Source organism: Halalkalicoccus sp. NIPERK01, assembly GCF_030287405.1.
In the GTDB taxonomy this organism is placed as follows: domain Archaea; phylum Halobacteriota; class Halobacteria; order Halobacteriales; family Halalkalicoccaceae; genus Halalkalicoccus.
The window spans coordinates 126579-139859 of record NZ_JASVVV010000005.1 but is presented as its reverse complement, the minus strand read 5'-3'; the positions used below and the strand labels follow the sequence as shown (position 1 = coordinate 139859).

The following is a 13281-nucleotide window of genomic DNA, read 5'->3' as shown; positions in this document are numbered from 1 at the left end:
CGAGGAGAAAGACAATGACCACCTTCAAACTCGGCCGCTGGCTGCTCGTGGCGCTCGCGATCGTCGGACTCGCGTTCGCTGCGCCTGTGGTCAGCGCACACGGCAACGAAACGACTGCAGACGACGCGCCCCCGTACGACGGGACCACCGCCGACTGGGCGGCCTGGATGGAAGGCCACATGACCGAACACATGGGCCCCGGTGCTGTCGAGTGGATGGAGTCGCACATGGGTGTGACCGTCGACGAGATGGCCCAAGACATGGGTGACGACGACTACAACGGCGGGATGTACGGGCAGGGCCACTGCTGACGACCCTGACCGTTTCGATCGCTTCGACAGAACACCGCGACTCACTAACTCAAGATAATGACGCAACTCACCACTCACATCGGACGCACTGCTCGGCGACTTACGCTACTCGCCGTCCCGCTGCTGGTCGCGACGACCGGCACAGCTGCCGCTATGGGCGGCGGCTACGGCGGCGGCATGATGGGCGGAGGATGGGGACTCTTCGGCGGCGCGATGGGGCTGTGGGGTCTCCTCTGGATGGGGCTACTGCTCGCATTCCCGCTTTACCTCATCTTCACGCTCGCGAGGCGTAATGGAGGTGGAACCAACGAACGGCCGCTGTCGGTCCTCAGAGATCGCTACGCGCGTGGTGAACTCTCCGATGACGAATTCGAACGACGGCGTGAGCAGCAGGAACGTACCGGATGATCCATCCAGTGTCAGTTCCACCACGGATGACTCCATCCCCAACGACCGCTTCGAAACCCCACCCTTAAGACTCCTAGTAATGTAGTATGTTGTATGAAGTACACAATACAAACGTCCGTCTCCAATGATTTCGACCAGGTGGTCGAGACGACAATCGATGCGCTCAAAGACGAAGGATTCGGCGTTCTCTGTGACATCGACGTCCAGGCGACGTTCAAGGAGAAACTCGGCGAGGAGTTCCGACAGTACCGCATCCTCGGTGCGTGCAACCCGGCACTGGCACACGAGGGCCTGAACGAGGAGATCGAACTCGGCGCACTCCTTCCGTGTAACGTCATCGTCTACGAAACGGACGATGGAGACGTCATCGTGAGTGCAGTCGATCCGCAACAGCTGGTTGGCATCGCCGACAACGAGGCGCTCGACTCGATCGCCAATGAGGTCCACGACCGGTTCGAGCGCGTCCTCGCCAGTGTCGTGGACGAACTCGAATCCTCGTCGGAGGTCTAAGCATCGATGTCGTCATCGAATCAACTCGACACTACAACCATCGTCCTCCTCATCCTCGGGGCAATCATCGTTCTCCCCCTGCTCACGATGGGAATGGGATTCGGCGGGATGATGGGCTACGGTGGAATGATGGGCGGATACGGGACGACCAGCGGCTGGTGGCCACTCGTTGGGATGCTTGTGCCGCTGGTCTTCCTCCTCGTCCTGCTGGGTGGAGGATATCTCATCTTCCGTCGCGTGACGGAATCGCAGTCGTCGCGGAATCCTGCGATGGAGGAATTGCGCATGGCGTACGCCCGTGGTGATCTCACTGAGGAAGAGTTCGAAACCCGCCGAGACAAGCTCGAACGCTCGGAGTAATCGGTGCGACCAGCAGCTCCGGGGTTGCTCACGTACGCAGCCTTGGAATCCGAAATCTGTGACCCTCACAGCTTTCAGATGCGAATAGAACTGTGCAAAAAGTACAATATCATACTAGATACTATGATCGAAGTACTCCTCTTCACGCAGGAAACCTGCGGGGCGTGCGCAACGCAGCGAGAGAAAAACGAGGGCATCGAGGACGCGTATCCAGACATCGAATTCCGGAAGGTCGACATCCAGACCGATCTGGGGACTGCCAAGGAGTACGCTGTCCGAAAGACACCCACGACACTCGTGTACGCAAACGGGGATCGAACTGAGGAGTTCATCGGCATCGTCGAGCGAGACGAGCTGGAGGCGGCTATCGAAGACGCAGACCAGCAATCGACCGGACTCGCGGAGCGGCTCGCCAGTATCGTACGCAGATGACGGAACCCAACACACAGACAATGACTTACAGTAGACGCCAGTTTCTGGGAGCGCTCGGAGCCAGCACAGTCGCGACAGCGGGACTCACCCGGCCCGTCACTGCCCAGGAGACGCCCGTCGTCAGGATGGGCAACAACTACTTCGACCCGATCGGGCTCCACGTCGAGCCCGGTACGACCGTCCGCTTCGAGATCGCGGCCGGAACACACTCTGCGACGGCTTACGAGAGCCGAATTCCGTCCGACGCCAGCGCGTTCGATAGTGGAGTCATCTCGTCGGGAGGGTTCGAACATACGTTCGAGGAACCGGGCACGTACGACTACTACTGCATCCCGCACAAGTCGGTCGGGATGGTCGGTCGCATCGTCGTCGGCAGTCCCGGCGGGCCAGCTGAAGCGAGTCCGATACCGGACGGTGACGTACCCGAGAGCGACGCGATCGTCGAACAGGGTGCAATAGCGTATGGGTCCAGCACCGGCGGTACCAGGAACTCCGATGGCGGAATGATGGGCCCCGGGATGGGGTCTGGTCCTGGAATGATGAATGGCCGAAACGGTGGCTGGGGTGGCGGGCTGCCGCTCGTCGGCGGGGCACTCGGACTGATCGGGCTGGTCGGTGGACTCCTCTACTGGGCACTGGGTCGAGGTGACGCACCTCCCGAGAGCGACGATTCCGCGATGGAAACCCTCCAACGCCGATACGCACGAGGCGAGATCGACGAAGCGGAGTTCCAACGACGCCGTGAGCGATTGGTGCAGAATCAAGAGAACTGAAGCCTGCCTGGGTCTGCGCGTGTGGAAGTCCCGACGCTCGTCGAGTACAAGCCAGTCTCCAATCTCGATGTGGGACGACCCGTGCCGAAATCAGGTGTCATTAGCAGAGATGCATGGGCACAGCGATTTATCTCGATAGCCACCGTACGTTTTACGAGCCATGGTCCGGTGCTACATCTGTGAGTCACAGTGTACCAGTGACGACGAGGTGTTCGTCTGCGAGCACTGCGGGGTCTCCTGCCACCGGCACTGTATGGAGGATTACGACACCGATGTCTGCCCGAAGTGTGTCGGCGAGCCGATGATCGGAGCGATCGAGTTCTAGTAGCTCCGTCTCACGCCTACACCGCGGACAGCCCGGAGTCGAAGTATATGGATGTTCGACTGGCGAAATACGTTTTTGACTCGTGCCCGTAGCACAGGTATGTCTACGACCGTCGAACTCCCCGACGCCGACGAGGCCTGTGCGTACTGTGGGTCACGTATCTTCGACCACGACCCGATCTGTGTACGTGACTGTAACGACGATTGTGGCTCACCAATGTACTTCTGTAACTATGCCTGTCTCTCGACCTATGTGGACGAAAACGACCTGACGACGGGCAACGCGTGCGAGTGGTCACCCGGCGAAAACGACTGCTGCTGAGTGGAATCATCTCGATGAAGACACGAAGCAACGGTTCTGTTGAAATCCTCAGGACCTGACAGGAAGGCCGTGCTGCATATAGAGGGTGAGTTCAGCACCAGTCGTGGGTTGATTGCACGTAGTGGGTGGACCCCCAGATGGGCGTGAAAACCCACTAACCGTCTGATTCTGCCTCTTTGGGGTCGATCTCTTCAACTAAGGACTCAACTTCAAACTCTTCGCTATCCACTAACTCCTCAATAGAGCCTATGATAGACGGCCCTTGCAACTCTGCTTCGAGGTCGTCATCCAACTGCCCGATTTCCTCTAAGAACCTACGGACGCCCGTTTTGACGCTTGCCCGTCCCTCAGATTCCACAAACTCCGTTACTGTGTCTCCCAAGTTAGCTGGGAGTAAGTCCTCGTCTTGGACGGCGACTCGTCGATGGAGTTCAAGGGCATTTTCATACCAGTAATGAGATTTGGTATGGTCGCGATAGATCTCATCAGATCGGTCTAATATCGGTTTCAGGTCTGCTGCATCAACACCAGCTAACTCACTCAAGAGGCGCATGAAATTGTCTGGGAATTCATACGCCCGAGGGTTACCCTGCAGTATCAGGTCTAACTCGTCGCTCAGGATACTCACTAAATCATCAGGGCGACAGCGATAGATTTCGATGAACGCCTGTATGCATTCCTCTGGCCCAGAAGGAAAGCGATTCAACATGAAATTGAATAACTTCTCAACGACAGGCTTGAGGTCAGAATCTGCATCACAGCCCTCTTCCTGCAAGTAAATGGGGGCGTGTCCGATTTTTCGATGACCCACCTGGGCGGCATAATAGAGTTGCCAATCCGGTCCGAGGCTGCCATTTTCAGAGTACTCCTTGAGGCGAGAGGCGAGATCATCTGGGACGAGGTCTGGGCGTGTGTATCCGATTGAGGTCAGGGCGTACACAAGCCATCCCTGACGTTCGTCGGGCTTTCCTAACAATTTCTCAATTGCTGGCACTGCCTCCGAAACTAGTTCTGGACGTTGGTAACCAATTGCCCCGAGTGCTTTGGCGCACTCTCTAGCCACTGCCCACTCGGAACTGCGCTTGTACTCTTTCCGATTCAAATTCGAGATGAGAGCATCAATCGCTGATTCAACAGTTGCCGGCGAAATTCTATGCAGATAGCCAGAATCGATCGGTACGTCCCTGATAAGTCTATGTTGGTCGAGATCCTCAAGCATAGACGTCGACGCCATTGGATCTGATCCGTCCCACCGAGGCAGATATCGGTCGGGCGGACGTGTGCTCAAAAAGAACGCTAAGGTAGTCGCGGCTTCTTTCGCAGGTTGGATACGCCGTTCGTTCACCTGGTCGGTCAGGGCTGCGACGAGGGCGTCCAAATCACAGACGCGGGAGCAGAGCAACATATGCTCCCGAAGAATGACTGCTGCATTCGCACTAATTGCGAACTCATCATGATTCAGGCATTCAGCTACAGCCTCGACGAGAATTTCCCGAAGGGAGTTGACCTGATGCCGCTTATCTGTATTCCAGTTCTTCTCTCGATAATCGTCAAAAGTTCCTTTTGGATCGTCTGACTCAAGTACAGCCTCAACCAGCGGTGTGAATTCCTTCTTGTTGATGTGCGCAATCCCACCAGTCATTGAGAAAGTGGGTAGTTGTCCTCAGATTCGTACGGCCATGGACTAGGCCTTAGTTTGATATCGTGGGACGTCCTCGGCCTGTCGGAAATCGGTACGCTCGCCATACGTGAGGGGTTGGAGAAGGGGAGCGAAAAGGGTTCGGAGGGCTACATGACTGCCACCCTCACAGTCTCACGTCCCTGCGGTGCGACACTGACTACACTGAGCTTGTGCGCGACCAGCCGCTCTAACACGTCGACGGAGAGACCGACGCCGACGTGGACTATCTCGACGCTCCACCCCACGTCGTGGCCCTTCTCTCCGTTCTCGTGCTTGTTGGTGTACTCCTTTACTATCTTCCTCAACCAGGCTACAGCCAGTCTCGACTCGTTCTCTTTTGATTATCGCAGGTGCCGCCGTACTCGGAGGGGCCGGTGTCGTACTCCACAGAGCCACTCTCACGGCAGTAGGCGTCTTTGGGCTGTTTCTACTGGGGTTTTGGCAAACCGCCCTCAGCGTGTTCATCCTACCCGTTGCCGCTCTTCTCGTGGTCGCTGCTCTTGTTGACCGACCGGAGAACACCCCGACGAACATCCCCAACCAATCCTCGTAAGTCCAGTATCCTCGATTCGATAGACCTCATCCAAACCTGGGGCCGTGCGAGATACGCGCTATGTATTCAGCACGCCCCTAACTAACTATCAGTTACCGAGGGTTTCAACAGAGCCGAAGCAACGTATCGGCCGTCCCCCAAGTCAGGAGACATCACTGGAGCGGTACTGGCAGCCGACCAAGCTTATGGACGCAGTCGACGAACCTCCCTAGTGGTTCACTATGTCCACAGAGCGTACGTCCGACGGCTTGCTCCGCATCGTCCTGATCGTCCTGGCGGTAATCGTCCTATTCCCGCTGTTGATGATGGTGTTCGCGATGCCGATGATGGGCATGATGGGCTGGTGGTGGGGCGGCGGGATGGCTGGCGGTCTCTCGCCGCTGTGGGGTATCGGGATGATGCTCGTCTGGCTCGTCGTCCTCGTCGGTATCGGCTATCTCCTCTATCGCGGCCTCGTCGGCGGTGTCGGGTCATCGCTAACGGGCGATAGAGCACTCGAGGAACTCCGAGTGGCGTACGCTCGCGGTGATCTCTCCGACGAAGAGTTCGAGGAGCGGCGGACGAAACTCAGCGGCGAGGAGTCGCAATAGCACGATCATGTCTCCGACAGTACAGCGGCGGGAGTTCTTGACCGCGCTTGGAGCTGGCATCGCAGGTCTCTCTGGCTGCGTCGGGAATCTCCCTGGCAGTGGCGACGGCGTCGACAGGACGATCTACGTCGGAGCCTACCACTGGGGCTTCGTCATGTTCGATGACTCCGGGGAGGAACAGGAGCGTGTCAGCCTGCAACGGAACGATGTTCTTCGCGTCGTTTCGTTCAACACGCTCTCGAGTCAAGCCATGCAATCCCTTCCCCCGTCGATCCGCGAGGCTCTTCCCGACCACGAGACACTCGAAGAACGAAACGAGGAACGTATCCCGCCCCCGGCCGACGGCGACTTTCACGAACTGCTGGAGGAGGCGAACGAGCAGTATCCCGACCACAGCCTCGCAATCATGCCATCCGGACAGGTTCACATGGGTGGTGGCATGATGATGCATTCGGTTGCGCTCCCGCAGAGCGCCACCAGACCTGTTGTTCGTCAACTCGGTGCGACACGACGTGGTGATTACACGCTGAGTTGCCTGACCTACTGCGGTTACGGCCACCCCTACATGGAGATCGACGGCGGCATCGTCGTCACGTGAGTGCTCGTCACTGCCACGAATCGACGGTCAATTACTTCCAGTACTATCGTCGGACGAACCCGCGAACTGCCTCGCTTGCTCAATCCAGGCCGTCACTCGTGATTCGCTGAGACCGAGTTGGTCAGCAAGCTGGACTGGGTCTGCGGCTACGAGTAGCGTCACCGTCGTGATCCCGGCGTCGTGGAGACGCTCCTCATACGTCGGACCGATCCCGTCGAGCGTCTGCAGCGACTGATCCTGGTCAGCCTCCGCTTCAGCCTCATCTTGGCTGACCGTGGCCGACTCCTCAGTCTGTGTTACCGACCGCTCACGGAACCACGTCGCGACACGAGGCCACAACTCCGCGTGAGCCTTCCCTGAGACGGCCATCCCGACATGGCCGGTCGGGAATTCGTAGATGTCGGTGTCCTCACTCGGAATAACCTCGGTGAAGGGCTTGCTCGCGTCAGGCGGGATGAGATGGTCGAACGAGCCAATGATCTGTAACACCGGCATCGTGAGATTCCCGATGTCGACAGGGGTGCCGTCCAGTACCAGTTCGTTCTGGTAGAGTGCGTTCTTCTGGTAAATGTCCTCGATGAACTGGCGGTAGGCTTCTCCCGCGACGTCAACCCCGTCACGTACCCAGCGTTCCATACGGCCGAAGTTCTCGACGGCCGTCTTGTCGTCAAGGTTGTCGAACAGAATCGTGTATTTGCCGAGGTACGTGTCGACGGGATTCATCTGGGCGAACCCCGTCGCGAGAAACTCCGCCGGGACATTTCCGTACGTCTCGGTAATCGCTTCTGGATCGAAGTACTCCTTGCTTCCCCATTGTTCGAGGATACCACCCGTATCGTCGAAACACAATCCCGTGGCCATGAGGCCAAGAGTACGAACCTTCTCTGAATGGAGCGCCGCGTACATCGTGCTCAGCGTCCCGCCCATGCAGTAGCCGAGGATGTTGATGGCGTCAGTGCCAGTTCGCTCACGGACGACGTCGGCGCAGTTGTCGATGTACCGATTCACGTAGTCGCCCAGCGTCAGCGATGCGTCGAGTTGGGACGGCTCACCCCAGTCGATGAGATAGACATCGAAGCCATCCTCGAGAAATCGCCGAACCACGCTTTTGTCGAACTGAAGGTCAAGGATGTAGGGACGGTTGATCAACGCATAGACGACGAGGAGAGGCGTGTTGTGCGGGTCGTCTGTGAGTGACTCGTAGTGGAGGAGATCGAGTTTGTTCTCGGAGTAGATGACCTCACTCGGAGTCTGCCCGACCTCGACGGAAGCGAGATCTTCGAGCCGATCCGGAAGAAGGCGCATCTTCTCGGCGGCGTCCGCTCCCTGGGTGAGCATTCTGCATTGAATCTCCAGTGGGGCTGTGAACGGATTCATGGTCTTAACCTGGCTGTACGGACGAGTCACTCCGGGAGCGGGTCGATCAGCACTGTCGCTGTTCCATCGAGGACGATCTCACCAGCGTCGTTTTCGATGCGCGTCGTGAGCCGATATCGGTCGCCTTCGAGTTCGTCGACGATCTTGCATTGAGCCGTCAGTGATTCGCCGATGTCGACCGGGCGTCGGAACTCGAGGTTCTGCGAGATGTAGATCGTGAGGCCGGGGAAACACGCGAGCGCGGCGCTGATCAGTCCGGAGACGAGTGTCCCGTGGACGATCCGGTGGCCGAACCTCGTCTTCTCAGCGAATGCGTCGTTGAGGTGGAGAGCGTTCGTGTCGCTGGTCGCTTCGGCGAATTTCCGAACGTCGTCGTCTGTGATTACCTTCGAGAAACTGACGCTGTCACCCTCCTGGAGCGATGTGGGATCTTCGATATCGATATCGAATTCGCCTTTTGCGCGGCCATATGGCAGGCGAGGGAGAATGGCTCCACTCGCCTCGACGAGATGTGGGTGAGGAGTCTCGACGTACTTCTTGGGGGCGCCTTCGAATAGTTCGAGGCAGTCCGTCGAACAGAAGTAGAATGACTCTCCCTCGTACTCGGTGGTCGGTTCTACAGCGTCCGGTGGGATTTCCATCCCGCATACGGGATCAACTGGCATGGGTACAGTCCGGGAGTTTCGTTAAGGATCGGGCGTCACGACTTGTCGGATGGATTCGATAGCTGTCTAGAGAATAACGGAGCGGCTAAGCATCAACGTATGCGTGACTCCTTTCGGGACCCCGCAAACTCCGTATAGCCACATACGATTTATAAACCAGAATGTCTGGGTCATAGTCCTTCTACCCTCCGATTTAGGGAGGATTCGGAGATTTAGATACACTGTGTATTATCCCAGTTGTACACAGTAGATTTACGTGGGTCGCCGCCGTCGGTCGAGCACGAACCATGGAACCCGACGAGGGAGACGCTACACCCGGGGAAACACCGGTCGAGATGGCCATCCAGCAGTACCTCGACAGCGTCGAGGCTGGTAACTCCAGGAAGAACTTCGCGTCGACCCTCGCGACGTGGCGAACCTGGCTGCGCGAGGAGCGCGGTGTGACGGACCTCGAGGACTTGGACGTCCTCGACTGCCGCCGATACGCGCGTCATCTCAAAAAGCAGGCCCGCGACGGCGATTTGAAAGCGAGTACCGCGACCACCTACTACGCGTACGTCCGCGCGTTCCTCACGTTCTGCGTCGCCGACGAGCTCCTCGATACGAATCCGGCCAAAGCGAAGCGTGCCACCGACGAGCTCCCCGAGGATCTCGGTGACGCCGACCGGCAGTTCTGGCGGGAAAAGGAGCGGCGGGCGATCATGCGCTACGTCGACGAATGTGTCGACCACGCCCTTGACGAGGAAGCGGACGTGAGTCGTAATCGAGCCTTTCGCGACCGAGCAATCGTCTATCTCCTGGGACTCTCGGGCGTTCGCGGCGCAGAGGTGTTCGCTGAACCCTCCGACGACAAGCGGAACGGCATCACCTGGGGAGACGTCCAACTCGGCGCCGGTGCCGTCCGCGTCCTCGGGAAGTCACGCGAGTATGAGTACGCACAACTTCCCGAGCGGGCCGCCACGGTACTAGAGCGGTACAGGACTGTCCTCGGTCCACCGACCGACGAGTGGCCAGTCTTTCCCAGCGGGCACGCTCCGTCGAAATATCGCGCCGTTCGCGAGCAGCTGGCCCACGAGGGAATTTCGGACGACGAGATCGAGACCATCCTCGACGACAGTGATATCGACACAGTGCTCCGAGAACATGAGGTCGTCCCATCAGCGCTCTCGACGAACGGTGCTCGCAACCTGATGAAGCGGCTGTGTGAGGACGCTGACCTCGACGTCGACGGTGACTACCTGAAGCCACACGGTGCTCGTCGAGGACTCGGCCACGAACTCTACGCGAGCGGCCACGCTGAACTCGCCCAATCAGCGCTTCGACACGCGAGTATCGAGACAACCCACGAATCTTACTCCGACATCCAGGCAGCAGAGACCGCGAAGCAAGTCGACGATCTCCTCGGGGAGTGAGTTAACCAACACGCTCCAATTGTATGGAGACTGTTGGTTAAAGCAGATGGGAACTCCCCCGACCATCAGTTAATTCTAATATTAAGATTAATTCTGGATATGTCCGGTCAACAGTAGTGACTCAGCTATCATTGGTTACGGATGGAAGCATGAGAACTCCCAGGCTTTGTTGAGCACTTGAGGTCTGAGAGGTTTCAGGAGTCGTGCTGAACGTAGAGCGCGAATCGGTCACGAGCCAGTCGTCTGGCGAGACCTCAGAGCGCAAGATACAGAGGAACGTCATTGCACTCACCAGTCGGTGGAACGTTTACTGATGCAGCCGTTGTTATGTCGCCATGGTCGCCACGTATCCGATTCTGTCCCTGTTGGTCATCTTCGCGCTCTCATTGCTGATCGTTCGTGTTGGCTCGATTGCATTGGAGATGACCGGCCTGTCACCGGATGTGGCTTCCTTCCAAGCCACGTCGGCCTTTTCCGGAGCAGGATATACGACTGAGGAGGCCGAGCAGACTGTCGCGACAGCTGGCCGTCGAAAGACCGTGAAAGCACTCATTCGGCTCGGCAGTATTGGACTCCTCGGCGCAATTTCGTCACTCATTCTTTCGTTCACACAAACGAGTGACGGCCATCTATTGAACTTGGCATACATCCTCGGTGGCGCTGGTGTGATCATCCTTTTCGCACGGAGTCGGTGGTTCAACCGCATCGTCACTCCCTTTATCGAATGGGCGCTCAGCCGGACGACGGAGTTGGAGGTCAGAGATTACGCTCAGTTGCTTGGGCTGCAAAGCGAATATCGAGTGGCAGAAGTTGATATCGAAGCGAGTGACTGGCTCGCCGAGAAAACGCTTGCAGAATTGGACTTGCCGTCGGAAGGGGTGTTAGTTCTTGGCGTTATGCGAAACGGTTCGTACATCGGTGCGCCGCAATTGGAGATGGAGATGAAACCGGATGACACCCTCGTTCTATACGGAAAACGAGACCGCTTACAAGAACTCTCAGATCGTCAAGCAGGAGATACGGAGGCTCGTGACGATGCTATCGAAGACCACGAAGAAACTCTCGAACAACAAAAGCAACTAATCGAACAATAAGCACTCTCATTCTAACGGCTGGTCCAGCAGGAGGCGGGTGAAAATAAACAGACTCGTAGTGCTGAATACGGCCTCATTGTCTCGCACGGAGTTTGTGTCAGCTATTAATGTTTTCAATAGAGCCAACTCCCAATACCGTACGTGTGTCTATGAGTTCCTCTACGATATTTAACATTAAGATTAGAATTAAGGGAAATACGGTCTTTTCGTAGTCTCACAACAAGGCGCCAAGATAGCGGTAGCTTAGAGCTACCATGGTAGCTCTGAGAGAACATTCATCGGGGAAGACACCATGAATACCAGCTCAGATCAAAAGGCGCTCACAGCCATTAACCATCGCTTCCGACAGTCGCAGCGACGGATATGGCGTTCGAAGTACCAGCCAACCTGGAGGCAGCGAGAAACCGCTCTCCTCGAGATTATCCTGACGAACCCTAGGAAACCTCAGCCTCTTCCATATCCGGTTCGTCGAATTCGAGTGCCTCTCTAACGGCTGCGGGAAGCGTCGGCCGCGGTGCGTCCTCGTGGCGCTGCACCCGCTCAGATTTTTTCGTCTCCTCGTAGACCGCGCGTGCAACCGGGACGCCCCGCAGGAAATTATGCTCGTAGAGGATCTCAACCCCACGCTCGGTCGGTCCCCAGAACTTTGACGGGAGGTCTCGCGTCGACACGTTGGGTTCGTGAACGTAGACATCGAGGATTCCTGCCTCTTGGAGTGTCTCGAGCTGGTCGAGGATGGCCGCCTCGTTCTTCGGAATCATGTAGTCGAGCTCGGCCAACGACGCGAGGTGTGCTGGGTGACCGAGGATCAACTGCAAGATGAGGTGGCGCGTCTCCTGGGAGAGCAGCTCACGCATCCGCTGCTGCTCTGCGAAGGGGTCCTCAAACCCTTCCGGGGCCGTGTCGCTCATACTGTAGAGTAGTGGGTTCGACTGCATAACGGTTTGGGTTGAACAAGTCAATAGAATCGTCGAAGTACTGAGTCAGTTAGAAACGTCTTTTACCCAGCCAGTACTGATCCCGCGTATGAGTGCTCCATCCGTTCCCCCGAACTCGGGCGAGATCATGAAGGCTGTGCAGCAGGCCTTACGCGGGCTCGACGTCGGATCGACGGAGGCCGTTCGAATCCTCTCGTGGGCAAACAGTGAGACACCAGCAATCTACGACCGTGATCAAACCGCGTATCTCGTCCTCGGGAGCTACCGTGATCCGTATCTCCGCCGAGTACGGGCAGTCAGTGATCGGCTGAACCGGCGATACGGAACGTATGCCTTCCTCATCGGAGACCTCTCAGACATCGATCTTCCGCGCCTTCCGGAGTTCCGGGTGAAGTTCCATATCACGGCGACACTCTGCGATTACGTGGCTGCCGTGTTCGAGCAAGACGCGGGCGGGGAGATCAACGAACTCGGCAAACTGGGCGAAACCGAGTACTTCGAAAAGGCGTACGCCTTCCCCCGTGCCTACCAGTGGGAAACGGAGGACCATCTCACCGACGAACGTGACGTAGTCGCTGCTGCTGCGCAAATCATAGCTGCCACCGACATCGATGACGAGACAAAGACTGCAGAACTCGAGGCCCTCGTCGAACAAGCGGACGACGCTGGGATCGACATCTCGGTCGATGTGGTGAGAACCACGCTTGAGGAGCACGATATCGAGGTTCCGTCGTACAGCTGGGTGCATCTGAACGACTTCCGTCTCTTCGAACTCCACGGGCGATGTTATCCCTGGACGACTGAGGAAGAGCTACTCGACGCTACAGATGATCTTCCGGGGTCGCCGAGACCGGGGTGGGAACAACGGTAAGACTTGTTTTAACATTAATTCTAATCTTAAGGATAAGTCTGTCACTGTTGCTCGGCATCAGC

Annotated in this window: 18 protein-coding genes; 13 read left to right on the top strand and 5 right to left on the bottom strand. The window is 57.3% G+C overall.

Annotated features, from left to right (window positions below; all coding sequences use genetic code 11):
• Positions 1-14: 14 nt before the first annotated feature.
• The 8 genes from QRT08_RS14675 to QRT08_RS14640 all read left to right on the top strand — a co-directional run bounded on the left by QRT08_RS14675 (position 15) and on the right by QRT08_RS14640 (position 3440).
• On the top strand, positions 15-311 hold the full coding sequence (locus tag QRT08_RS14675) for a hypothetical protein (RefSeq protein ID WP_286046717.1): 297 nt from the start codon (positions 15-17) through the stop codon (positions 309-311).
• 57 nt (positions 312-368) lie between these two features.
• Positions 369-719, top strand: a complete 351-nt coding sequence (locus QRT08_RS14670; RefSeq protein ID WP_286046716.1) for an SHOCT domain-containing protein — start codon at positions 369-371, stop codon at positions 717-719.
• A gap of 93 nt (positions 720-812) precedes the next feature.
• A complete protein-coding gene (locus QRT08_RS14665) occupies positions 813-1229 on the top strand; it encodes a DUF302 domain-containing protein (protein WP_286046715.1) in 417 nt (138 codons plus the stop codon).
• A gap of 6 nt (positions 1230-1235) precedes the next feature.
• Positions 1236-1589, top strand: a complete 354-nt coding sequence (locus QRT08_RS14660) for an SHOCT domain-containing protein (protein ID WP_286046714.1) — start codon at positions 1236-1238, stop codon at positions 1587-1589.
• 123 nt (positions 1590-1712) lie between these two features.
• On the top strand, positions 1713-2021 hold the full coding sequence (locus QRT08_RS14655) for a thioredoxin family protein (protein ID WP_286046713.1): 309 nt from the start codon (positions 1713-1715) through the stop codon (positions 2019-2021).
• Positions 2022-2041: 20 nt separating this feature from the next.
• On the top strand, positions 2042-2794 hold the full coding sequence (locus tag QRT08_RS14650) for a plastocyanin/azurin family copper-binding protein (RefSeq protein WP_286046712.1): 753 nt from the start codon (positions 2042-2044) through the stop codon (positions 2792-2794).
• Between the two features lie 160 nt (positions 2795-2954).
• Positions 2955-3119, top strand: coding sequence for a hypothetical protein (locus QRT08_RS14645; protein WP_286046711.1), 165 nt, complete (start codon positions 2955-2957; stop codon positions 3117-3119).
• 99 nt (positions 3120-3218) lie between these two features.
• Positions 3219-3440: a hypothetical protein gene (locus QRT08_RS14640; RefSeq protein WP_286046710.1), complete on the top strand. Its 222-nt coding sequence runs from the start codon at positions 3219-3221 to the stop codon at positions 3438-3440.
• A 154-nt stretch (positions 3441-3594) separates the two neighbouring features.
• Here QRT08_RS14640 and QRT08_RS14635 read toward each other — a convergent pair whose 3' ends face one another.
• Positions 3595-5082: a hypothetical protein gene (locus QRT08_RS14635; protein WP_286046709.1), complete on the bottom strand. Its 1488-nt coding sequence runs from the start codon at positions 5080-5082 to the stop codon at positions 3595-3597.
• Between the two features lie 146 nt (positions 5083-5228).
• Entirely contained in the window at positions 5229-5426 is a 198-nt protein-coding gene (locus tag QRT08_RS14630) for a hypothetical protein (protein WP_286046708.1), read from the bottom strand.
• A 469-nt stretch (positions 5427-5895) separates the two neighbouring features.
• On the opposite strand from QRT08_RS14630, the gene QRT08_RS14625 reads away from it, so the two are divergent.
• Complete coding sequence (locus tag QRT08_RS14625; RefSeq protein WP_286046707.1) at positions 5896-6264, top strand: SHOCT domain-containing protein; 369 nt, start codon at positions 5896-5898, stop codon at positions 6262-6264.
• A 7-nt stretch (positions 6265-6271) separates the two neighbouring features.
• Entirely contained in the window at positions 6272-6862 is a 591-nt protein-coding gene (locus QRT08_RS14620) for a cupredoxin domain-containing protein (protein WP_286046706.1), read from the top strand.
• 27 nt (positions 6863-6889) lie between these two features.
• On the opposite strand, the gene phaC is transcribed toward QRT08_RS14620, so the two are convergent.
• Both phaC and QRT08_RS14610 read right to left on the bottom strand, forming a co-directional pair.
• A complete protein-coding gene (gene phaC / locus QRT08_RS14615; protein ID WP_483299967.1) occupies positions 6890-8239 on the bottom strand; it encodes a class III poly(R)-hydroxyalkanoic acid synthase subunit PhaC in 1350 nt (449 codons plus the stop codon).
• 26 nt (positions 8240-8265) lie between these two features.
• The gene (locus QRT08_RS14610; RefSeq protein ID WP_286046704.1) at positions 8266-8904 is read right to left on the bottom strand and encodes a MaoC/PaaZ C-terminal domain-containing protein; all 639 of its coding nucleotides are present in this window, start codon (positions 8902-8904) and stop codon (positions 8266-8268) included.
• 287 nt (positions 8905-9191) lie between these two features.
• Here QRT08_RS14610 and QRT08_RS14605 point away from each other — a divergent pair, with 287 nt between their 5' ends.
• Positions 9192-10316 carry a tyrosine-type recombinase/integrase gene (locus tag QRT08_RS14605; RefSeq protein WP_286046703.1) on the top strand — a complete coding sequence of 375 codons (1125 nt, stop codon included), beginning with the start codon at positions 9192-9194 and terminating at the stop codon, positions 10314-10316.
• A 335-nt stretch (positions 10317-10651) separates the two neighbouring features.
• A complete protein-coding gene (locus QRT08_RS14600) occupies positions 10652-11410 on the top strand; it encodes a TrkA C-terminal domain-containing protein (protein WP_286046702.1) in 759 nt (252 codons plus the stop codon).
• Between the two features lie 434 nt (positions 11411-11844).
• Here QRT08_RS14600 and QRT08_RS14595 read toward each other — a convergent pair whose 3' ends face one another.
• Positions 11845-12321 (bottom strand): ArsR family transcriptional regulator, encoded by a 477-nt coding sequence (locus QRT08_RS14595; protein ID WP_286046701.1) that lies wholly within the window; start codon positions 12319-12321, stop codon positions 11845-11847.
• Between the two features lie 115 nt (positions 12322-12436).
• Between QRT08_RS14595 and QRT08_RS14590 the strand changes: the two genes are divergently transcribed.
• Positions 12437-13219 carry a DUF8170 family protein gene (locus QRT08_RS14590; protein ID WP_286046700.1) on the top strand — a complete coding sequence of 261 codons (783 nt, stop codon included), beginning with the start codon at positions 12437-12439 and terminating at the stop codon, positions 13217-13219.
• Positions 13220-13281 lie beyond the last annotated feature (62 nt).

Coding starts and splice junctions, on each gene's coding strand:
- QRT08_RS14675 (WP_286046717.1), top strand. CDS start 15: ATGACCACCTTCAAACTCGGCCGCTGGCTGCTCGTGGCGCTCGCGATC.
- QRT08_RS14670 (WP_286046716.1), top strand. CDS start 369: ATGACGCAACTCACCACTCACATCGGACGCACTGCTCGGCGACTTACG.
- QRT08_RS14665 (WP_286046715.1), top strand. CDS start 813: ATGAAGTACACAATACAAACGTCCGTCTCCAATGATTTCGACCAGGTG.
- QRT08_RS14660 (WP_286046714.1), top strand. CDS start 1,236: ATGTCGTCATCGAATCAACTCGACACTACAACCATCGTCCTCCTCATC.
- QRT08_RS14655 (WP_286046713.1), top strand. CDS start 1,713: ATGATCGAAGTACTCCTCTTCACGCAGGAAACCTGCGGGGCGTGCGCA.
- QRT08_RS14650 (WP_286046712.1), top strand. CDS start 2,042: ATGACTTACAGTAGACGCCAGTTTCTGGGAGCGCTCGGAGCCAGCACA.
- QRT08_RS14645 (WP_286046711.1), top strand. CDS start 2,955: ATGGTCCGGTGCTACATCTGTGAGTCACAGTGTACCAGTGACGACGAG.
- QRT08_RS14640 (WP_286046710.1), top strand. CDS start 3,219: ATGTCTACGACCGTCGAACTCCCCGACGCCGACGAGGCCTGTGCGTAC.
- QRT08_RS14635 (WP_286046709.1), bottom strand. CDS start 5,082: ATGACTGGTGGGATTGCGCACATCAACAAGAAGGAATTCACACCGCTG.
- QRT08_RS14625 (WP_286046707.1), top strand. CDS start 5,896: ATGTCCACAGAGCGTACGTCCGACGGCTTGCTCCGCATCGTCCTGATC.
- QRT08_RS14620 (WP_286046706.1), top strand. CDS start 6,272: ATGTCTCCGACAGTACAGCGGCGGGAGTTCTTGACCGCGCTTGGAGCT.
- phaC (WP_483299967.1), bottom strand. CDS start 8,239: ATGAATCCGTTCACAGCCCCACTGGAGATTCAATGCAGAATGCTCACC.
- QRT08_RS14610 (WP_286046704.1), bottom strand. CDS start 8,904: ATGCCAGTTGATCCCGTATGCGGGATGGAAATCCCACCGGACGCTGTA.
- QRT08_RS14605 (WP_286046703.1), top strand. CDS start 9,192: ATGGAACCCGACGAGGGAGACGCTACACCCGGGGAAACACCGGTCGAG.
- QRT08_RS14600 (WP_286046702.1), top strand. CDS start 10,652: ATGGTCGCCACGTATCCGATTCTGTCCCTGTTGGTCATCTTCGCGCTC.
- QRT08_RS14595 (WP_286046701.1), bottom strand. CDS start 12,321: ATGAGCGACACGGCCCCGGAAGGGTTTGAGGACCCCTTCGCAGAGCAG.
- QRT08_RS14590 (WP_286046700.1), top strand. CDS start 12,437: ATGAGTGCTCCATCCGTTCCCCCGAACTCGGGCGAGATCATGAAGGCT.